At 41.7% G+C, this 21,326-nt stretch carries 14 protein-coding genes and 1 riboswitch; of the genes, 4 read left to right on the top strand and 10 right to left on the bottom strand.

Features of this window, described 5'->3' with window-relative positions; genetic code table 11:
• Positions 1 to 7: 7 nt before the first annotated feature.
• The 6 genes from ACFWMP_RS21090 to ACFWMP_RS21065 all read right to left on the bottom strand — a co-directional run bounded on the left by ACFWMP_RS21090 (position 8) and on the right by ACFWMP_RS21065 (position 11,451).
• Positions 8 to 1,948 carry an alpha-amylase family protein gene (locus ACFWMP_RS21090; RefSeq protein ID WP_379424631.1) on the bottom strand — a complete coding sequence of 647 codons (1,941 nt, stop codon included), beginning with the start codon at positions 1,946 to 1,948 and terminating at the stop codon, positions 8 to 10.
• A 36-nt stretch (positions 1,949 to 1,984) separates the two neighbouring features.
• A complete protein-coding gene (locus tag ACFWMP_RS21085) occupies positions 1,985 to 3,025 on the bottom strand; it encodes a zinc-dependent alcohol dehydrogenase (RefSeq protein ID WP_379424630.1) in 1,041 nt (346 codons plus the stop codon).
• A 192-nt stretch (positions 3,026 to 3,217) separates the two neighbouring features.
• Positions 3,218 to 3,835 carry a hypothetical protein gene (locus ACFWMP_RS21080; RefSeq protein ID WP_379424629.1) on the bottom strand — a complete coding sequence of 206 codons (618 nt, stop codon included), beginning with the start codon at positions 3,833 to 3,835 and terminating at the stop codon, positions 3,218 to 3,220.
• A gap of 74 nt (positions 3,836 to 3,909) precedes the next feature.
• Positions 3,910 to 6,249, bottom strand: a complete 2,340-nt coding sequence (locus ACFWMP_RS21075) for a beta-glucosidase (RefSeq protein WP_379424628.1) — start codon at positions 6,247 to 6,249, stop codon at positions 3,910 to 3,912.
• 24 nt (positions 6,250 to 6,273) lie between these two features.
• Positions 6,274 to 9,036: a glycoside hydrolase family 3 N-terminal domain-containing protein gene (locus ACFWMP_RS21070; RefSeq protein ID WP_379424627.1), complete on the bottom strand. Its 2,763-nt coding sequence runs from the start codon at positions 9,034 to 9,036 to the stop codon at positions 6,274 to 6,276.
• 144 nt (positions 9,037 to 9,180) lie between these two features.
• Positions 9,181 to 11,451 (bottom strand): helix-turn-helix transcriptional regulator, encoded by a 2,271-nt coding sequence (locus ACFWMP_RS21065; protein ID WP_379424626.1) that lies wholly within the window; start codon positions 11,449 to 11,451, stop codon positions 9,181 to 9,183.
• A gap of 127 nt (positions 11,452 to 11,578) precedes the next feature.
• On the opposite strand from ACFWMP_RS21065, the gene ACFWMP_RS21060 reads away from it, so the two are divergent.
• Entirely contained in the window at positions 11,579 to 12,730 is a 1,152-nt protein-coding gene (locus ACFWMP_RS21060; RefSeq protein ID WP_379424625.1) for a metallophosphoesterase, read from the top strand.
• A 170-nt stretch (positions 12,731 to 12,900) separates the two neighbouring features.
• Here ACFWMP_RS21060 and ACFWMP_RS21055 read toward each other — a convergent pair whose 3' ends face one another.
• Entirely contained in the window at positions 12,901 to 13,455 is a 555-nt protein-coding gene (locus tag ACFWMP_RS21055) for a TetR/AcrR family transcriptional regulator (protein WP_379424624.1), read from the bottom strand.
• A 166-nt stretch (positions 13,456 to 13,621) separates the two neighbouring features.
• Between ACFWMP_RS21055 and ACFWMP_RS21050 the strand changes: the two genes are divergently transcribed.
• On the top strand, positions 13,622 to 15,085 hold the full coding sequence (locus tag ACFWMP_RS21050; protein ID WP_042193013.1) for a DHA2 family efflux MFS transporter permease subunit: 1,464 nt from the start codon (positions 13,622 to 13,624) through the stop codon (positions 15,083 to 15,085).
• Positions 15,086 to 15,164: 79 nt separating this feature from the next.
• Here the strand turns inward: ACFWMP_RS21050 and ACFWMP_RS21045 are convergent, their stop codons facing one another.
• Both ACFWMP_RS21045 and ACFWMP_RS21040 read right to left on the bottom strand, forming a co-directional pair.
• Complete coding sequence (locus ACFWMP_RS21045) at positions 15,165 to 15,617, bottom strand: helix-turn-helix domain-containing protein (protein ID WP_042193014.1); 453 nt, start codon at positions 15,615 to 15,617, stop codon at positions 15,165 to 15,167.
• Between the two features lie 137 nt (positions 15,618 to 15,754).
• Positions 15,755 to 17,113 carry an amino acid permease gene (locus ACFWMP_RS21040; protein ID WP_379424623.1) on the bottom strand — a complete coding sequence of 453 codons (1,359 nt, stop codon included), beginning with the start codon at positions 17,111 to 17,113 and terminating at the stop codon, positions 15,755 to 15,757.
• A gap of 134 nt (positions 17,114 to 17,247) precedes the next feature.
• A riboswitch (glycine riboswitch) is annotated at positions 17,248 to 17,328 on the bottom strand.
• 197 nt (positions 17,329 to 17,525) lie between these two features.
• On the opposite strand from ACFWMP_RS21040, the gene adhP reads away from it, so the two are divergent.
• Together adhP and ACFWMP_RS21030 are read left to right on the top strand one after the other, a co-directional pair.
• On the top strand, positions 17,526 to 18,542 hold the full coding sequence (adhP, locus tag ACFWMP_RS21035; protein WP_341129480.1) for an alcohol dehydrogenase AdhP: 1,017 nt from the start codon (positions 17,526 to 17,528) through the stop codon (positions 18,540 to 18,542).
• A 196-nt stretch (positions 18,543 to 18,738) separates the two neighbouring features.
• Positions 18,739 to 19,761, top strand: a complete 1,023-nt coding sequence (locus ACFWMP_RS21030) for an MFS transporter (RefSeq protein WP_379424622.1) — start codon at positions 18,739 to 18,741, stop codon at positions 19,759 to 19,761.
• Between the two features lie 366 nt (positions 19,762 to 20,127).
• On the opposite strand, the gene ACFWMP_RS21025 is transcribed toward ACFWMP_RS21030, so the two are convergent.
• The gene (locus tag ACFWMP_RS21025) at positions 20,128 to 21,099 is read right to left on the bottom strand and encodes an aldo/keto reductase (RefSeq protein WP_339244118.1); all 972 of its coding nucleotides are present in this window, start codon (positions 21,097 to 21,099) and stop codon (positions 20,128 to 20,130) included.
• Between the last annotated feature and the right edge of the window lie 227 nt (positions 21,100 to 21,326).

Here is a 21,326-nt window from a genome sequence, read left to right as displayed (position 1 = left end):
CTCCCCCTTAACTAACTTGTCTATGATTGTTTACGAGCACTAAAGCCTGATTTGGTGCAAGCAGTAAGCTGTCTAACGTCTGACCTACGATGCTGCCCGTTAAGGAACTATCCAGCGTCACGGTCATTGGGTAACGCCCAGGTATCGCAGCCTTCAAATCAACTTGGCAGGAGGTATCAGCGCTCAAGTTAAAGCAGCACAGCAGTGTCAGCTCCCCATGCATATACCCGTACAGAACTGTACCTTCCGGGGATTGAGCCACGAAAAAGTTTTCTGGCTTCACTAGTTGGGGCCAATCTTTCTTAAATTCACTTAGCTCTGTCAGCAGCGGCAGCATCGGTGCAGGATTTGTCCAATTAATTTGCATGACGTTAAAAAAAGCGCGGGAAATCTCCTCTCCGTTCGTGTTGTCCCCAAGACCACAGTTGAGGGGCTGCTCCTCATTCATTTCATAGCCAGTCGTCACGTATGGAATTGCATTCGGAAGAAATTGATTAAATACCGCGATCATCCGAGCCACCTCAACTCCGCCACGGCTCGTGATCCGAGGCGTATCTGCTGTTTCTGCACAGGCGAACACATGAATGTTTAACTCAGGCAGCTCCTCTAAGAATGAAACGAGATTGTCCTTATTAATTTGCGTCATGACATTCCATCCGCTGCCAAGCATAATGTTGTAGCCGGTGCTCGCCGCCTTCTTGTGATTACGATTGAACAAATCTTCGCTGATCAAGATCGCATTCGGATTCAACTCTTTAATCGTGTCAAAAATACGAGTCAACAGCGGAATAGGAAGTACATGTCCGATATCGATGCGGAAGCCATCAATCCCATACTTTTCGAGATTAAACCGTACGGCCTCCTCCAGCACATCCCACAGCTCCAGATTCGGCTCCTCACCCGGGTAGTCATTGCATTTAATCGTATCAAAAAGAACATATGGTGCCTGATCCGAACTTATAAGATGTCTCACTTGCGGAGAAAAGTCCTTGTAGAGGCGCAAGAACGTAATGTCTGTCCAAATCGGCTGCACATCGTTAATCCAATCCGAATGCGCGGGAGCAGTCGTTATCCCCATCTCTTGCTCCACCAAAGTTAATAGCTCATCTCCAGTTTTAGCAGCTCTCTCTTTTAACTGCTGCCAAAGGATTGGATGAAGTTCATTGGGCGGCGGCGAAAACTTCCGCAGAAATGCTGCGGTTTCCTGGCTGTGGTAGACCGTCTCCAATTTGTCAGGCGTACACTCCTCAAAGAATCCAAGCTCAGGAATCGATGGCGGTGCAAAGCCTTCTAATTCCTGCATTTTGATCCAATACACCCATTCAGGATGTTCGGTAATGAACGCACTGTTTTTCGCCGTTACACGGGGAATGAAATCAACAACAGTCTTAATATCAAGCAAATGACAAGCTTCTACCAAAGCGCTGAGCTCATCGTGGATCGTAAACTCCTCCATACCATCCAGCAGGCTATCGTGTAGGTTCTGATCCAAGTGGAATAACGATTGCACAGCGTAAGGTGACCCGATATCTCCTTTCAGATTCAACTTGCTGTACTGGTTCACTGGAAGCATATACAGAATATTGATGCCCATTTTTTTTAACAGCGGCAGAAGAATAAGGAATCTTAAAAAAGTGCCGGATTCAATTGTTCCATCATGGTTATAATCCCAAGCCGTCGAATAACGAATTAATGAAGAATAGATCGCGCTGTCGTCTAAATTCGTGCGTTCCTTGAGCGAATATCTCCACGAAAGCTTGTCTACATACTTCAAATGCTCTGTCAAAAAATCATACGGATGTACACAAATTTCACCGTCTTTTTCCAAAAGAACACACTCATATCTGCACTCATTCCACACAGCAGGAATCCAAATTGGCGCGACGTCTTTATCTTTGTGTGTAGACAAGTAATCCTGAACAAGTCTAAATTTGCTTTCTTTGCTCATTAACAGATCCACCTCTCATTGATTGCAGTTCTACGTTTAGGGAACAAAAACCGTCTTTACGGTGTCACTCCCAACCACCTTCAAAGAGTTCAATTCATAGCCGATCAACTCGTTTATTGCTGTCTCGTGCTGATTGAGCTTAACTTTTCTGGTCACCAGTTTCTCCAGTTCAGGTGTCTCAGCGGCAAACCGCAAAGCCTCCTCGAACATGTAGCGGTATTCGCCCGCTGCGATAATTTTGATTGCATGCTGTACGAATCTGGTAGGGGAAAAGGTGTACCGATACTTCGCATTAATTCCAAAAGGAACAATGCGCCCTCCTCGCTCAATCCATTCCTCCGCTACTTCGAGCTGAGTGCCCACCGTATCGATAATCACATCAAACTTATGTCCCGCGCAGATTTCATCTACGGTAGCTTGATTTAATTGGGATGGTGTTAGAACAAAATCCGAGATTTCTCTGGCAAATGCCAACCGATAGGGATTAATTTCCGTCGCTACCGTGAGCGCAGCTTTTGATTTACTCACCATTTGACTTAACAGCCCCATTGGACCCGATCCAAGAATGAGCACCTTATCGTCAGCCGTGACATTAGCTTCTTTGAAATTGTGCAGCACACAGGCAAGCGGCTCGATCAATACCCCCGTCTCCCAGCTCATATGATCAGGTAAAGGGTGTGCAAACGTTTGTACAGTTGAGAAAAAAAAAGTGAATGTCCCATTTCGATTCAAACCAGCAATAGGCATCCCATTTCCATCGGAGCCTATACATAAGTGCGGCTGTTCTTTCAAGCAAAAATAACATTCGTTGCAGCTTTGATTCGGATCGATAACTACTCGGTCCCCCACCCTAACACGGTCAACATTACTGCCAATTTCGATTACGGTCCCTACAGCCTCATGACCGCGAATGATTCCTGGAACTCCTTCCTCTTTACCGGTTATGACCGCTAGATCTGTTCCACAAATGCCTGTCATCTCAATCCGAATCTTAACTTCATCCGGGGTTACAATCTGTGGCTCTTCCCATTCGCAGAGCTCTAGCTTATCATTGGATGTCCACACCAGCGCTTCCATAAGCATTCTTCCTTTCACTTTTCCTATTATCCATTTTCCACCAGAATATATCATACCTCCCATGTAAAAGTAAGGTGAATATTGTCGTAAAATGTTATTGTTTACATTTTTATAAAGCTTTCAGATAAATAAACGCTTTAAATAAAAAAAACACCTCCCCCGTAAATCAGGAAAGGTGTACCTTTACTAAGCCTATTTTGCAGGCTCCTGTTTAAAAATGATTTTAAAAATAGGGTAGAATATCAAGAACGAAATTGTACTATTGATAATCATTGTAATAATATCCGCTGTTGTCTCCCCCATTGAACCCATTCCCCATGTGTTAATTAATAAGTTATAGATAGAAGCCTTGTAAAATCCTTGCGCCGCGGCAGCACCAACGGTTATAAAAATATACGCTAATACATACCAGAAAGCAGCCTTCCAAACGTTACTGTTTGATTTAAATGTAATGCTTCTCTGTGCGAAAAAGTTAATGATCTGTGCAATGGCGAGCGTGATTTGAACGGCAAGAAAATAGCCAAGTCCTCCTCCACCTCCTGATGTAAGCGAACCAGCCGCATAATCGAATATATAATAAGCACTTCCATCAAAGTTATGTCCCAACTGAAAAACTTGAAAGCTTGTAGATAGTAATGATGTCTGTGCAAATATCAGTTTAAATAAAGGCATTAGAACAAGTTGTAATACCGTCATTCCAGCACTCAGTATAAAAAATACTATGAATTGTGCAATATTCGGATGTTGTCCCTTGAATTTATTCCAAACATCCATCATTCCTGTGTTTTTCTCGATATTCACTTCGCTCATACTCTTCTATTTCTCCTTTGAAGCCTAGAAAAAGGAGATACCGTGGTATCCCCTTTTCCTCGCTTACTATTTTCCTATCGGTTTATCCATTTCAACACCTTCAAGATTTGCTTTCGACTAATTTTTCCACCAGTAAAACGGTCGATTTGACGAAAAGGCATATTCAGAACAAAGTAGACATTATTCGCTAGCAGAGGTTTATTGACTACTTCAAAAAACTTGTTAAAGAAAAGGACAATATGATAGATTGTTTTTCCAAGTGCGTTCTTATATTTGGCTTGAGCAATGGTGTCGTTTAACCCCAAGTCCTGCTTTGGATCCCAATAAGGAGAAGGAGGTTCATAACCCAAGAGCCCCTTATATTCCGCTGCCGTTACTTCATGAACATGTCCGCTAAAATAATGTGGGAATTGCTCCTTTGTATGTTCACAAGAAACGGAATCGCCCGTAAGCATAACACGTTCCTGCAAAAGAATAGACTGGATCGAACTTCCGATTTGAATGTCGTAAGCGCCAGGCTCGACCGCCCAATCGTGAATCGTCGGATTATAATACGAAAAATCACGTTCCTCCAGAATCATTGTGACACGTTTGCTTTCGCCAGGCTCTAAGCTCACCTTTTCAAAACCTTTTAATTCTCGTTTGGCTCTAAATATCGATGAATCTTGTTTCTGGATGTAGAGCTGCGCAACCTCTTCCCCTGCGACTGCCCCTGTATTGGTGATGGTAAATGAAACCTGATGCTGATCAACCGTTAAATCTGTATATGCAAAGGTTGTATAGGACAGCCCATAACCAAACGGAAATAACACAGGTTTATTCACGGTATCAAAATAACGGTAACCGATAAAAATGCCTTCGATATGCTCTGCGGTTGCCTCCTTACCTGGATAATAAGGAGCAGAAGAGACATCACTATACTTGATCGGGAATGTCTCGCTGAGCTTACCACTTGGGTTGTACTCTCCAAGTAAAACACTCTTTAACGCTTCAGCACTTCCTTGTCCAGATAAATAGGTATGAACGATAGCTCTGACATTCTTTATAAACGGCATTTCAATGGCACCACCGCCAGCGAGAATCACCACAATATTGGAATTGACTTCTGTTAATGAACGAAGCAGTTCGAGCTGGTTATCACGTAAGCTAAGGTTTACGCGGTCAACACCTTCGGCTTCGCTGCCTTCGTCTAGCCCCAAGAACAGCAAAATGGTATCTGCTTTCTGAGCTAACGTAACAGCTTCCTTTAGTAAACGGTCATTTTTTCCACCCATTCGCTTGAAGCCTTTCGCATATCCCACAATCGATAAGCCAGATTGACCGAGCACATCGCAGGCATTGGATAGCTTGGCAGGATTAATAAGCGAGCTTCCAGCACCCTGGTAGCGAGGATTACTGGCGAAATCACCAATAATCGCAACTTTATTGCCATGTTTAAGCGGTAATATCTTGTCGTCATTTTTCAATAACACAATCGAACGTTTGGCAGCTTCAATCGCCTTATCATGGTGCTCCTCATAATCGATACGCGATGTATCTTGATCATGTAGCTGGGTAGTAAAGACTAACTCAAGCAGACGATCGACAGCGTCATCCAGTACTTCTTCGTCTAGCTCATTGTTTTTAATGGCTTGCACGATTTCTTGATCCGTAATTCCATTGGTTGAAGGCATCTCCAATTGATTGCCTGCTTTCAATCCTGCAACACGGTCATTATTACCGCCCCAATCCGTAACGACTACGCCATTAAAATCCCATTCACCGTACAGAATATCCTGTAACAAATCGTTATTTTCATTGGCGAACGTACCGTTGACTTTGTTGTAAGAGGTCATGATGGTTTTCGGTTGACCCTTCTCAACTACACGTCTAAATCCTTCTAAATACAATTCTCTTAACGAGCGTTCATCCACGACTTCGTCAATCGTCATTCGCATATGTTCTTGGCTATTGACCGCAAAGTGTTTAGGACATGCAGAAATGCCGTTCACCTGAATGCCTTTGACCATCTCACTCGCTAATTCTCCCGTTAAATAAGGGTCCTCGGAAAAATACTCAAAATTTCGTCCGCATAACGGATTCCGCTTGATGTTCAATCCAGGACCAAGCAACACACTCACTTTTTCGCTAGCTGCTTCTTTTCCAATCGTTTGACCAACCTCATAGATCAATTGTCTGTCCCAGCTATTAGCCAAGGTTGCCGCCGTCGGAAAACAAGTGGCAGGCAGACTTTTATTTAAGCCTAAGTGGTCTGCCTTTCCGCCTTGCTTCCTCAAACCATGCGGTCCATCTGTCAGCATAATGCTGGGAATCTTCACCCGGTCGATTGCTTTTGTATTCCAAAAGTTTGCGCCAGACATTAAAGATGCCTTTTCTTCTACGGTCATACTTTCGATTAATGCTCTATACTTCAATCTCTTCACCCCGCATGCTTACGCCTATTTTTCGAATAAGTAGGTTTGCAGGATCGTGTACAACACATGCTGAACACTTGTGCGAACCCCGTTTGTGATTCCTGCAGGATCCTTCTTGTATGCTTGTTTTAATAATTTCTCGTTTTTACTTGGTGTCATAATATCAAGCATGAGGTCATTGCCAGCTACAACCGCATCCGGCGCTTTCATAAACCCAAAGACTGCATCGCTGGAAACAAATCCAGCAAAGCCCCATTCCTTACGCAGAACATCATTTAACAAGATGGAATTCGCTCCTGCCCACTTTGTCCCGATGATCGAAAAGCTGGACATTGCGCCTAGAGGGCTGCTTTCTTTAACCGTAATCTCAAACGGCTTCAAGTAAATTTCGCGAATCGCTTGCTCGTTGGCCCAGATCAGATTTCCTGAACGAGCATTGGTTTCTTGATCGTTCAGCGCGAAGTGCTTCATAAAGGCAATAATGCCTTGGTCTTCTGCGCCGTTTATCATTGATGCCGCCATTTTTCCTGAAAGCACAGGATCTTCTGAGAAGTATTCAAAGTTACGGCCGCCTTGTGCTGTACGGTGAATATTCATCCCCGGTGCATACCAGCCTTGAATGCCATACGCACGCGCTTCTTTACCAACCGCTTCTCCCATTTGATAGGCTAGATCATTGTTCCATGTTGCTGCAATGACGATTTCAGACGGATATGACGCGGCTTCGATTGGCTTAAAGAAGTAACTAAATCCAGCCGGTCCGTCCATCAACAACGTTTTAGGAACACCCAAACGCTCTACTGCCATCGTTCTATAAGCGCCGTTTGCTACATAATCAATCATTTCGTCCAATGTAAACTGATCCATGAATTCATTCCATTTCGGATCATCAAAGGCTAAACCTTTCAAATCCTCCAGTACTAAGCCATTATTAGCGCCAACCGTTGGCATTTCCATCGTTGAAGCTTCCGGCTCTTTTGAGAATGCGTCGACCACATTTTGCGGTGCTTTATGACTAATATTTTCATCTGAAGGGTAAGTCTTCTCCCAATCATTCCGGGACAAATACGTAACTTCACCTTTTGCTAATTCAAAGCGATTCTCGTAAGGTGTTCCGGTATCCTTATCTTGTTTGAAAACCTTCTTGTCAGCCAACTCAAGGTCATAGCTTGCCACGATATCATGTACATTGCGAGCCACTTTAATCGTATATGTGCCTGGGTCTAATACATACGCTTCCTCTACGTTCATATCATAAGAAGCCATCTCTTCCGTAGCGAACGAAAGGGTAAGCACCTCGGATTGACCTGCTTCCAGCAGAGACGTCTTTGCATAAGTGGCCAGTTCGATGGCCGATTTTTCAATGCCGCCTGCAATATACGGAGCTGAATAATATACTTGAACAACATCTTTTCCGGCTCTGTCGCCAACATTTTTCACTTCGACTTGTAGTTCAATCTTGTCTACCGACAATGACTGATTCAGAACCTTCCACTCGAAATCCGTGTAGCTTAATCCATGTCCGTAAGGATATAACACGGTATCTCGATAGCCTGCTTCATCATTTAAAAAGAAGGTTTCATAGAAACGGTAGCCGACATAGATCCCTTCTTGATAATTGAGGAATGAATACTTCAAATTATCGTATTTATAGTCTCCAAAGTTCTCACTTGCTGGAGCCGATGAATTGTCATACACGTACGTATCCGTGATACGGCCTGATGGATTAATATTTCCTGCAAGAATATTTCCTAATGCGTTGGCACCATAAGGCCCAGGTGTTCCTATCCACAAGACAGATTTAATAGATTTAAATTCATTTACGAAACCAAGCTCTAAGGCATTCCCCGCATTTACAACGATTGTGACATTTTCAAATGACTGTGCAACCTTTTCAATCAAAGCGCGTTTATTAGCTGTCAATTTCAACTGCTCAGCGGTCGCATCACTAGCTTCTGTACTCTCACTAGCAATGACAATAATTGCATTTTCCGAATAGGATTTCGCTTGTGCTATGGCTTCGTCCGATAAATAATCGATTTTAGGTTCATCGCTAGAGTTTCCGCCTAACATGCCTTTTACAACTTGAATGACTCCGGTACTCGCCTTGCTGCCCACTCCTGCTTTTGCACCAACCTCTTGATACAAGTCATGAAGCTCGGTATTGTATGAAATACCTGCATTTTCTAGACCTTTAAATAAATTAACCGCACGGGAAGTATCCCCCGCACCCGATCCTCCGCCGCCATAACGTAGCTCTAATGCAGCTAATCCGAAGACGTTAACCTTTTTATCTTTCAAAGGCAGCTGTTTATCATCATTCTTCAATAGAACAATGCCTTCATTCGCAATTTCTTCAGCTATTTTCCCACCTTGTTCACGTGCTGCAAGCGCCTCAGGGGAATCGGTTACGGCTGTAATGTGTTTTCCTGTCAGCGCATCGATGATGCTAGAAGCGGTTGCACCGAATTGTACGAACAACAATATGACAACAAGCGCTACGATCGACCAGCCGGTGAAACGTCTTGGTCTATTTTTAATTTTCTTGTAGCGTTTAGCTTCTTTTTTCATCGCTCTACGATCTTTGCGACTTAGAGCTTTCAACTCCATTTTTGTTTGTTGCTTTTGCTCTTTTCTTAATTGTTTGTCCTGTTCAATCGCTGCTGTTCGTTCTGCTTCCGGTAGCGCTTTAATTTCTTGCTTTCGCGCTCGCAGCTTAGCTTTATCTTCCTTCACCTTTTGCACGATTTCACTTTTTTTAACGCGTTTAGTATTAAAATTGTCCACCACGGCGACCCCCTCCGGTATCGTCTTTCTTTTTCACAATCATAATATAGCGCTTACATTTTAACTATCAGGATCTTGTCGAAAAAAAAGCTAAATATTGCGTTCATTCGATTTATCAAGAAATCGAGTGAGCAATATTTAGCATTAATCGTTGGTTTTTTCTAAGTCGATCATAACAATCCCAAATAGCGGAACTTCGAACTCAAGTGTATGATTCCCCTTTATTTTCAGTTGTTCTACGCTTCTCGAAGGTCGATTAATTGCATTCCAATACGCAATATCTTCGAAAGACAACTTTTTGCATTTCCTTAAATCAGCAAGGTCTAATCGCTGATCTACTTGCTCAGTAGTTAATCGTTGCTTGATCAATCGGTATGTCCCTTCAAGGTTTGTAAGTTCCATCTTTATAAAAACATAGGGACTTTTTGCCTTATGCCAAGCTAATTCTAGTTTTTCCTTATTTTCATTGATAAACAGATGTTGCTCTTCTTCTGGATAAACAGTTAAAATGCGGTAATTATCTTGCTGTTTTGTCACGATACATGAGTTGTTTTTGAACACAATCTCATCAAACAAGCGACTCACAAACTCTGTCGCATACCAATTGTCCTTGTAACGACCATCCGGTGTAAGTAATGAAAGCTTACTTGCCAGCTCATCTGGAAAATACTCAAACAGCTTCGCTGAATCGAGTGATAATGGAGGGAAATAGTGACCTGCAATTTCGTTTTGATTCATTAGGTTTATATATTGCCAAATGCTTGCATTTGCTTGCGCTAGATCCGAATAGGCGTGTAGATAATCATCCTGATCGTAAATCAGCATTCGATCCAAAATACGGTTCTGATCTTGCATGTTTGTATTCTCACCAATGACCCGAATGTAGTCTTCATCAAATAGATAATTAAGCGCAGTTTCAAGTGGAATCTTGCGCATACGGGTCCAGTCATCAATGCAATAAACGGCATTATGGCAGATTATATCAAGCAACACCGCATCTTCTGGCGGGATGGGAAAATGAATGACCACGTTCTTATAGTTTTTAAAAATTGAAATGGCATTCACTAGCGACAGACGCAATTGCCTGCTATTTTTCATTTCATAGAAGCAGCGGAACTCGTACATCCAATCCTGACTTGTCATATAATTTTGCTGCAGATGGAGATTCAATTCAGTCATTACCGTTTGAAACCATTCATTGTTATGAAATCCCCGCTCCTCCCAATCATCCAAATCTATAGATTGAAATTGAAGGTAGGGAATCATGCCAACAGACACGATCTGCTGCAATATTCGATCCAACTCACTAAATGAACAGACCAGCTTCCCTTCGCTCAACCGTATATCCACTTTTTTAAAAATACGATTGACCGCTACCCACTTCACCCCTAGACGCTGACGCACTTCGAGCAAACGGCTATCCATAAGTTTACCTTTTATTTTAAGAACATGATTCACCTTTGAGTACTGGCCGATCGTTTTATGCAAATCTAATTGAACCTCGATGCGATTGGGGGCAATAGATGGGCCAGCCGGTAATTCACCTAACGGCACATACGGCGATAGTAAGGCTAATACATCTTGGGACAGCTCCGCGTCGACACGATTCTGCACCGCTCTTATTTGACGCTGTTCACGAAATTCAGCAGGTGAAAGCTCATACCTTATTTTAAATGCCTCGTTAAATGAGCGTACATTGGGAAAGCCGTTAGCTAAAGCAATCGTGACAATCTTCTCGTTCGTATTTTCCAGCATACGTAAGCTATGAAACAATCGCACTTCTTTGATGTAATTTCCGATTGAAATCCCTAGCTGATTTTTAAAGGAATGTGCCAGGTAGTATTTGCTACTATAAGACTTTTCAGCAATCTCATCCAGGCTGAGTTTGTCCGCATAATTAACATTGATATATGATACAATTTCTTTTACCTTATCCGAAGCAGTATGCACTTGCTTCTTTTCATCTTCTGGCCCAAGATATCGGTACAGCAATCCGATTAAACGTTTCGAATACCCTTCGATGATATAATCAGAACCGGCTCCCGGATATATCCTTTCGACGTACAAGTACGCCATACAATTCTTCACAAGCTCATATCCATCTTTTTTGTACACCATCGATAGTGGAATGTTAAGCTTAAATGCCGGAAACTCCTCTTGATACTCATTGGTTAGAAACTTTACCGAGAGCGTCGCATTCTCTTCACTGCCAATTACACGGACAATATCACCTTTATTAAAAACGAAAATATCGCCTGTCCGAATCAAAATATCCGAACCATTTCGCATAATTTCCAAATAACCAGAAAGAACAAACCATGCCGTTAACTCCGTCATAAGTAGAAAATCCACTTCCTCAATCGTTTCGATTGCGGCTAGTACGATTTGATCTGATCCATTTTTCTTCTTATTCAAAATCAACAATCTCCTCTTCCAACATGAAAAAATATGTTACTGTTACTGAGTACCTGACCATTTGCTCATAATTATTGATTATAAACGATTGCTCTCTGAAATCTAAAAAAATAGGACGGTGCATCATATGGTATTCGCATTTCTGTTTATATTCGCTATGTACGCGGCAAGTAACTATTACATCGCAAGAAAAATTTTCAAATGGTTACAACATGTATTTTCAAATATTAATGGGATTATATACGGAGTCATCTACAGCTTGTGTGCGGTAACAATCATTATTAATTTACTATTGTCCTCTTCAGCTATGACGACCGATTCAAGTATTGTTAATTTTATTGGTCAATTCGGGGACTATTGGATGGGGATCTACTTCTATTTGTTCTTGTTGTTACTCCTTTCCGATGTAATCTTACTTATTAGTAAATGGATCAAAATCATCCCCTCCCCTGCGCCAAAACGTGTTATTTTTCATACAAGGTCAGTAGTATTAATTCTAGTCATAGGGTTGGTGTCCTATGGGATTTATAATGCGAATCAAATAAAAGAAGTTACTTATCCGATCCAAATACATAAAAGCACGTCGTTAGATCATTTAAATATTGTTCTGATCAGCGACTTACATTTAGGCTACGTAAATGATGTAAAGTTTATTGAAGACGTTGTTGATCGTATTAATAACATGCAGCCGGATATTGTGTTGATGTCAGGAGATATATTTAATGGTAACTACTATGCGCTCTCTAATCCTTCCAAAGGAATAGAGTTATTAAATACTATTCAGTCCACCTATGGGGTTTATGCTTGTTTAGGTAACCATGATGCAGGACGATCATACGATGAGATTGTGAACTTTATAGATAAGAGTAATATTAAACTTCTAAATGATGAGCATGTCGTTATTGATAATCAATTCGTTGTAGTTGGCAGGAGAGATTCATCACCGATTGGTGATCAAGGACATGCTAGAGCAGTTACTTCTGAAGTGATGAGTAGCATTAATACAACTATGCCCGTTATCGTAATGGATCATCAACCAACGAATATGATTGAATACGGAGATGACGTCGATTTAATACTTAGTGGACATACGCATCAAGGACAAGTATTCCCTGCAAATCTAATCACCAATGCTATGTTCACAGTAGATTACGGACACTATCAGAAGAATTTAGACAGTCCTCAAGTTATTGTTACATCAGGTGTGGGTACCTGGGGACCGCCATTACGCATTGGTACGAACAGTGAGATAGCACAAATTAAAGTTGATTTTAAATAATTTGATTTTAAAAAAAGCGGACAGCCTCTGGACGAGAAATAACGTCCTAGACTGCCGCTTTTTATAGTTTTACCTAAGGTTGGTGCGGAGAATATCCGTTATCTTGAAATTTGTCTCTCTACATCATACAGCGGTTTTTACCCATGTCCTCCTGTAGCATAGTCTAGCGATTATAAATACCTTCTTTTATACATCAAGGTAATTTGGCCTGCTATGTATTCCGCACTATATTGGCTGCCATCCTTAATCCACCACATAATAATCCCTAATAGTGATGCTGCAATAATATCAAGGGAGACAACCTCCTTAGTGGAATCTATGTTTCTCACGTTTCTTCGCTTTTCGATAGTATTTTTTAATAGGTTGGTTAATTGGTTTTTAAAACCTTTGTGCTCTACCAATACAGCAAAGATTTGCCGGTATTCATAAAAATAACTTAAAAATGTGACCAACTGCTCCTGCTCGATACTGCTCTTCACTTGTAATAACGGTTCAACCTTCATGGACAGGTCATCAAAGATTTCATGTACGATCTGGCGCAATAAATCGTTAATATCCTCATAATGCAAATAAAACGTTGAACGATTCAGCTCAGCACGGTTGGCGATTTTTTGGACAGTCAATTGAGAAATCTCCACATTCTCGGCCAATAATGAAAAAACAGCATTTTTCAGCATCTTTTTTGAGCGAATGGCTCGTGGATCAACTCTTTTATGTTCGGACATTTCATCCCTCTATTATCGTTTATATAGTATTTCATCAACTAATTTACCCATTCTGTCGATTAGTCGACATTTTCAATAAAATTGCAAATAGGAATACCGTTTAAATGCTGATATGATTTATTTTATCGACACTATGTCGAAAAAGCAATGAAGAGAGGCCTGCACCATGCAAGAAGATATTAAGAAAATAAATAAAGGAATCCTACTAACCATTCTAATTTTTGGTTGTTTCTTATCTACACTCAATCAGACGCTTTTAAATGTCGCCTTAAGTAGTCTGATGGATGTATTTGATGTCACGGCAACAACTGTACAATGGATTTCAACGGGTTTTATGCTGGTCAACGGGATATTGATTCCGATTACAGCCTATTTAATGAAACGTTTTACAACACGTCAATTATTTCTAAGTGCCATGTCATTTTTATTAATTGGATCAATCATTTGTGCAGCAGCGCCGAGCTTTAGTCTACTCTTAGTCGGACGGATGATCCAAGCTGCAGGTGCCGGTATTATAATGCCGCTCATGATGAGCGTTGTGCTCGCTATTTTCCCTGTTGAAAAACGCGGCAGTGCTATGGGACTGCTTGGACTGGCGATGATATTTGCTCCTGCTATTGGGCCGACGCTTGCGGGATTTATTGTTGAATATCACTCTTGGCGCTGGTTATTTATCGGCCTCATTCCACTCGTCATCATTGTTATAGCGTTGGCATTCAAGTATTTAGTGAATGTATCCGAGACGTCTAAGTCTAAGCTTGATGTAGTAAGTGTTCTTTTATCAACCGTTGGATTTGGCTTAATTTTATACGGCTTCAGTAGTGCAGGCAGTAAAGGCTGGGACGATGTAATAGTAATTCTGACCTTAGGGATCGGGATCGCTGTTACGGCCGTATTCTGTCTTCGACAAATCAAGTCTGATGATCCACTGCTGAACCTGTCTGTCTTCAAAAATAAAGTTTTTACGATGACTTCTCTTATTAACGTATTAATCACGATGATGATGTACGCAGATATGATTTTATTGCCTATTTATCTGCAGAATGGCCGTGGTTTTACAGCATTTGATGCAGGACTACTCTTGTTGCCGGGGGCACTCGTAAATGCGTTCATGTCACCCGTCACCGGTAAATTATATGACCGTTTTGGTGCCAAGCCACTGTTCATCATTGGTTTACTGTTTATTATTCCATCTATGTGGGCGGTAACTGATCTATCTGAATCGACCACGTATATGTATCTAATGATTCGTACCATTGGTTTACGAATTGGATTAAGCTTCATTACTATGCCACTCAATACGGCTGGACTAAATGCACTGCCCAAACAACTCGGCACCCATGGTACAGCAGTGAACAATACCGTTCGCCAAATTGCCGGAGCCATCGGAACTGCTGTCGTAATTACGATTTATACTGTGCAGGCAACAAGTCATGCGGCCACAGTGATGCAGAGCAATCCCTCGACTACTCCTGAGATCCTTAAATCTCTTGCATCCATTCTTGGGGCAAGTGACGCCTATTACTTTATGATGATTTTATCCGTCGCCGCGTTTGTTATAACATTATTTATGCCGATGAAGAGCAAGATCATGGTTGAAAAGAAAGCAAACCTAGTTAACAAGGAATAACCTTATAAAGTGGAATGTAAAAAGGACAGCGATCAGCTGTCCTTTTTACATTATTAATAGCTATTCCCGGCTCACCGGCTTACTCTTGTTTATATTTTTCTTTCAGTATGCTGGAGCCAATTCCCCCGATAACCATTAAAATCAAAGAACCGAAGTTCCAAAAGAATGACCCGCCATTCAAGGTAATCTCTAGTGCCATTACTTTGTTCAGAAAGAGAACACAGAGTTTAATCACTAATAGCACAATGCCTGCTATTACGAAGACATCAAATACAAACTTTAATTTCGGGTGAGCCAATTTCTTGCCTTCTTCTATCACCTTTTTGGTCAACTCCTCGTCACTCCTTAGTAACTCATCGATAGTTACCCCAAAAAGATCGCTTATTTTAATAATGATTTCAATGCTTGGGTAGTTTAGACCATTCTCCCATTTCGAAACCGACTGTCGGCTTACAAACAGCTTCTCGGCCAGTTCTTCTTGTGACCAACTTTTTTTATTTCTTTCCGCTTTTAACTTCTCCCCAAAGATCATAGCAGCAACTACCTTTCTGCAATTCATAAGCCTATATTGGATTAATCGTATGCAGAAGTAAAGAACGCTTTAGTTGCAGCCCCGCAACCCCAAGTTGCAGTTAACACTAGGCATACGATAGTTGATGTTGACCTCACTCAAGCTTGATTACTTTTCCCTTTTTTGCTTCTAATCGAATACAAGATGAATAATAAAATAAACCATAACGGAGTACACAATAAAGCCGGGCGTGTTTCTCCAGCGAACAGCATGATGATCAGTATTCCAGCGAACAAGGTTAAGACAATATAATTAATAGCCGGTGTGAACGGTGCTTTGAATTTGGATTTCGCCTGTAAGTCTGGCCGGGTTTTCTTATACTTAATATGGCAGATGAGCACAATGCCCCACACCCATATAAAACAAATGGCGCTTATCGTTGTCACGATTCCAAAAGCCTGCTCCGGAATAAGTTTACTCAAAAGTGCACCCACAGATATAACAATTGTAGAAATGAATAACGAGTTACCTGGTACATGGTTTTTATTCAGTTTGCCCAAACGAGGTGACGCCTGATTATTTCTACTCAAATTATAGAGAATTCGGCTGGTCGAGAACATCCCACTATTACAAGCGGAAGCGGCTGAAGTTAATACGACAAAATTAATAATCCCTGCGGCAATTGGAATCCCTACTAAAGTAAAGGTTTTTACAAAAGGACTCTCTGCCGGGCTGAGCTCCGTCCAAGGGTTAATGCATAGCAGGACAAAAAGCGCACCGACATAGAAAAATAGAATCCGTAAAGGAATTTTGTTGATTGCCGACGGGATATTTTTTTCCGGATCCGCTGTTTCCGCTGCCGACACCCCGACCAATTCCACACCCACGTAAGCAAATACAACCATTTGAAAAGAAAATAAGAAGCCTGATATGCCGTTCGGAAAAAATCCCCCATGCTCCCATAGGTTTCGTACCGTCACCGATCCTGCATCCGTCTTAAACCCAATGATCAGCAAAATGACCCCAAGACCAATTAAGGCGAGAATCGTAATTACCTTAATTAAAGCAAACCAAAATTCGAGTTCCCCGAAGCTCTTTACAGTTAATAGATTAAGTCCTAATAACACGACTAGACAGGCGATGGCAGGAACCCACTGCGGGATATCAAACCAGTACTGTACATATACGCCAACAGCAATGACATCAGCCATAGCCGTCATGATCCAGCAAAACCAATAGGTCCAACCAGTAATGAATGCGACCCGTGATCCAAGGTAGTCTTCAGCAATATCCGTAAACGATTGATAGCCCACTTTAGATAATAGGAGTTCTCCCAGTGCTCTCATCACAAAAAACACAGCAATACCCACGATTAAATACGTGATCATAATGGATGGGCCTGCCTTCTCTATCGCCTTGCCTGATCCCAAGAATAATCCTGTACCAATGGTGCCGCCAATAGCAATAAGTTGAACATGCCGATTAGCCAGCTCTCTCTTTAATTCTGGTTGTGCCATACCTAGTTCCCCCTTGTGAGTACAATAAATTGGAATAAAAAAAGAGAGATTGGATGTCATCCAATCTCCCAGATCGTAAGAATATCAAATAATATTCGCCCTACTGATGGCGATCAGCATGACAAATACATATTCAGTACTCTTCTGTCCTTTTGCCTGAGATTGTGAACCCTTCGGCGCCGCGGAATTTCTGCAGTCTCTCCAGAAGCTGCTCCAGCTAAAGTGTAATCCTTAGCCATCATAGCTCGTGAATTATGAAGTTGATAAAGCGGTAACGCAGTAAAGCTGTTCTGATATTCTAACATATTACTTGTGATGTGAGTGTTAATCAGTGATAAAAGTCTCAAGAATTTAAAGTTAGCCTCATGAACATACTACTTTTTGAAAAGCAAAAAACTAAAGGAGTATGCTGATGAAAGCCGCTGTAGTAAAGAAATTCAAAGAAAAGTTAGAACTACAAGACGTACCTAAACCAAAACCCGGACACAAAGAAATCCTTGTCCATATTCAGGCGTGCGGAGTGTGTCATACTGATTTGCATGCTGCTCATGGCGATTGGCCCGTCAAACCGAAACTCCCTCTTATTCCCGGACATGAAGGCGTTGGGATTATTGAAGAAATAGGTGAAGGAGTTACACACTTAAAGGTAGGAGACCGAGTAGGAATTCCATGGCTGTACTCAGCCTGCGGTCATTGTGAGTATTGTCTTACAGGAAGAGAGACTCTTTGTCTCGATCAGCAAAATTCTGGATATTCCGTAGATGGTGGATATGCAGAATATTGTGTGGCAGCTGCCGATTATGTAGTGAAGGTTCCTGATAATTTAAGCTTCATCGAAGCGGCACCTTTATTTTGCGCTGGCGTTACGACCTATAAAGCTTTGAAAGTATCGGGTGTAAAGCCAGGTGAGTGGGTAGCCATTTTCGGCGTCGGAGGATTGGGTCATCTTGGCGTACAATATGCAAAAGTGATGGGAATGAACGTAGTGGCCATCGACACGTCGGATGAAAAGATGGAGCTTGCCAAACAGCTTGGCGCAGACAAAACCGTAAACGCATTAAAAGAAGATGCCGCAGACTGGATTCAAAAGGAAATCGGAGGAGTGCATGGTGTCGTTTGTACAGCAGTTGCGAAAAAAGCATTCGACCAAGCCTACCGGGCCATTCGTCGCGGCGGTACCTGCGTCATGGTTGGACTGCCTCCTGAATCCATGGATGTCCCGATCTTTGATACGGTATTAAACGGTACAAAGGTAGTCGGTTCGATTGTCGGCACTCGCAAAGATTTACAAGAAACATTACAATTCGCTGCAGAAGGAAAAATAAAAACCATTATTGAGACACGTAAACTAGAAGATATTAATGAGATCTACGATCTTATGTTAGAAGGCAAAATCAATGGTCGAATCGTCCTTGATATGACGAAATGATCCGAAAGAAAACACACTCGAAAAGTGTTGCTTTTCGGGTTTTTTTATGGCTAAAATTTGTCATACGGTTCACCTTAACATCTATAGAGCAAAAGCTTGATTGGAACATTGATTTTCATTCATTCGGGAAAAGAGGTGTAGATTCTACCTTACTTGCGTTAACATTCCTGTTGGGATTGTAGCAATTTTACTAGGAATGTTTGTTATTAAAGAAAGTGAAACAAACAAAAATGGAAGAATTGATATTTGGGGACTGATTTTCAGCACAGCCATGATTTTTACGATGATTTTGGCCTTAATTCAAAAGGCGATGAATGGAGATTATGCATGGACTGACTGGCACATTTTAGGTCTACTTGGATTATCACTTATTTTGCTTATAGCTTTTATCGTTACTGAAAGAAAAGTAGCACAGTCCATGATTGAATTATCTATTTTTAGAAATTGGTCATTCAATGGAGCTAATATTGCAGCTTTTGTATTAGGTGCTGGACTATACGGGGGTTTTACTTACTTAACCATTCTTATGCAAAATTACATGGGTTATTCAGCTTTTGATACAGGTGTAAAAATGCTACTCATTAGTGGTTTCACGATAGTTCTTAGTCCAATCGCAGGAATTATCTCAGGGGAAATTGGTAATCGTTGGTTAATCAGTGGAGCACTACTTATCGGTGCAATCGGAATATTTGTTATGCGTTATATGATCAAAGTTCCGTTTGAATGGAGCTATCTGATGCCTGGCTTTATTCTTTTAGGGATTAGCAATGCTGTAGTCAATCCACCTATTACAAATGCTGCTATGGGTTCAGTTGATAAAAAGTATGTAGGTATGGCTTCTGGTATCTTAAATGTCTTTAGACAAGTGGGAATCTCCTTTGGTGTTGTAATGCTAGGAATTAAATTAACGGAAGGTTATAACGATTCGTTGAACACTAATATCATGAATTTAACCAATATTCCTACCGAGTTTAAAAATCAAATGCTGGATGTTTTCCATAAAGCTGGAGCTTTTGCAGGTTCACAAATTTTTGATAGCAAGCAAGCTGAAACATTTAAAGCTATGCCTGCTTTTGATGAAATGAAGACGCTCGTTTTTAATGCTTTTAATTCAGGTATGCAAAATGTAACACTATTGATTGGTATCTTCTTATTAATTGGTACATTCGCAAGTGCAATTTTGATTAAAAACAAAAAGAATACACAGAATGGGAATTAATCTTCTTTCACCAGTTATTCATCTCCCCGACGGCTACGTCGCATGAGCTTGTGATAGCCAAATAGAGTGGCAAGGTTCGCCTGTTACCTTTAGACACAACAGTGACATAGACTACAGAACGACAATTGGTAGTGGTCTTAACTCTTCATGTTGTTAAGTGGTAAAGCACAAAAATTTCGGCCTACTTATGATACGGTTCACCGCGATGGCTGAAACGGCATGTTTTTGAAACTGCCGTAGAATTCTTAAGTGTTACAAACACCTTTTGTGGCTCCTCTTTCATGGGAGTTTCCATGCATCAACTCTTCATGGATCGTTTCCATGAAGAGTTCAATACATAGGATTCGTTGTATAGATGTGTCCAATTTATACTAATGGATGTGGTACATAAAGTTCTTCTAAACTGGTAATTTCTTCAGGTGTCAATTTAACCGACAACGCCGAAACGGCATCTTCGAGATGGCTGGTCTTGGTCGAACCGATAATTGGGGCGGTGATCTCTTCTTTTTGCAGCAACCATGCAAGAGCAACTTGTGCGCGTGGAATTCCTTGGTTAGCAGCGACTTCCGCAACTCTCTCTGCTACTTTACGATCAGCTTCTTCCGTTTTAATAAACAACGCTTTAGCTATCTGGTCATTCTCGGATCGTGAGGTCTGTTCATTCCAATCCCTAGTTAACCGGCCTGCAGCCAAAGGCAGGTAAGGAGTGACGCCAACTCCCTCGTCTCTGCAAAGGGGGAGCATTTCTCTTTCTTCTTCCCGGTAGAGCAGGTTTAATCTATTCTCCATAGAGACGAACCGTGTCCAACCGTTGCGCTCTGCAACATGCTGAGCTTTCGCAAACTGCCATGCCAGCATGGAAGATGCTCCGAGGTATCTGACCTTGCCCGCCTTAACTAAATCGTGAAGAGCCTCCATCGTCTCTTCAATCGGCGTATTTGGATCCCACCGATGGATCTGGTACACATCGACGTAGTCTGTTCCGAGTCGTCTTAGACTGTTATCAATTTCGGTCATGATGGCCCTGCGGGAAAGTCCCATAGCATTCGGACCTTTGCGCATCGGAACAAATACCTTTGTAGCTATGACGACTTCGTCACGATGAGCGAAGTCCTTTAAGGCACGCCCGAGGATTTCTTCGCTTGTTCCGTCGGAATACATGTTGGCAGTACTGAAAAAGTTGATGCCCAATTCGAGTGCCCTCTTAATAATCAGTCTGCTTTGCTCCTCATCCAGAGACCATGGAGTATTGCCGCGTTCAGGTACGCCGAAACTCATGGTTCCAAGGCTTAACTTCGAAACCTCTAACCCGCTGCGTCCAAGCTTCACATATTCCATTTAATAACACACTCCTTATATATTTGTAGGGGAAGGCGTTACGCCTTTAGGTTTCGTGGATCTCTCGGTGATACGTCGCTCGTGATTACATTACCAAGGTAGCTGACGTCTCTCGTTTAAAAATGTGCCCGTCGGACCGTCCTCGTCGAGGAGCGCAAGGCGCACGGGATGTTCGAAGGCCGTTTCCTTTGTTGACCCCAGTGACCAAGGCGACGGGTTTATGCATT

Source organism: Paenibacillus sp. NPDC058367 (genome assembly GCF_042723305.1).
GTDB lineage: Bacteria > Bacillota > Bacilli > Paenibacillales > Paenibacillaceae > Paenibacillus_AQ.
The sequence above is the reverse complement of the archived record's forward strand: the minus strand, read 5'-3'. Positions and strand labels throughout refer to the sequence as shown.

Bases quoted from the DNA above. Each gene is read 5' to 3' on its own strand.
- ACFWMP_RS21040 (WP_379424623.1), bottom strand. From the start codon at position 17,113: ATGGCACAACCAGAATTAAAGAGAGAGCTGGCTAATCGGCATGTTCAA.
- ACFWMP_RS21050 (WP_042193013.1), top strand. From the start codon at position 13,622: ATGCAAGAAGATATTAAGAAAATAAATAAAGGAATCCTACTAACCATT.
- ACFWMP_RS21080 (WP_379424629.1), bottom strand. From the start codon at position 3,835: ATGAGCGAAGTGAATATCGAGAAAAACACAGGAATGATGGATGTTTGG.
- ACFWMP_RS21025 (WP_339244118.1), bottom strand. From the start codon at position 21,099: ATGGAATATGTGAAGCTTGGACGCAGCGGGTTAGAGGTTTCGAAGTTA.
- adhP (WP_341129480.1), top strand. From the start codon at position 17,526: ATGAAAGCCGCTGTAGTAAAGAAATTCAAAGAAAAGTTAGAACTACAA.
- ACFWMP_RS21060 (WP_379424625.1), top strand. From the start codon at position 11,579: ATGGTATTCGCATTTCTGTTTATATTCGCTATGTACGCGGCAAGTAAC.
- ACFWMP_RS21055 (WP_379424624.1), bottom strand. From the start codon at position 13,455: ATGTCCGAACATAAAAGAGTTGATCCACGAGCCATTCGCTCAAAAAAG.
- ACFWMP_RS21030 (WP_379424622.1), top strand. From the start codon at position 18,739: ATGTTTGTTATTAAAGAAAGTGAAACAAACAAAAATGGAAGAATTGAT.
- ACFWMP_RS21090 (WP_379424631.1), bottom strand. From the start codon at position 1,948: ATGAGCAAAGAAAGCAAATTTAGACTTGTTCAGGATTACTTGTCTACA.
- ACFWMP_RS21045 (WP_042193014.1), bottom strand. From the start codon at position 15,617: ATGATCTTTGGGGAGAAGTTAAAAGCGGAAAGAAATAAAAAAAGTTGG.
- ACFWMP_RS21085 (WP_379424630.1), bottom strand. From the start codon at position 3,025: ATGGAAGCGCTGGTGTGGACATCCAATGATAAGCTAGAGCTCTGCGAA.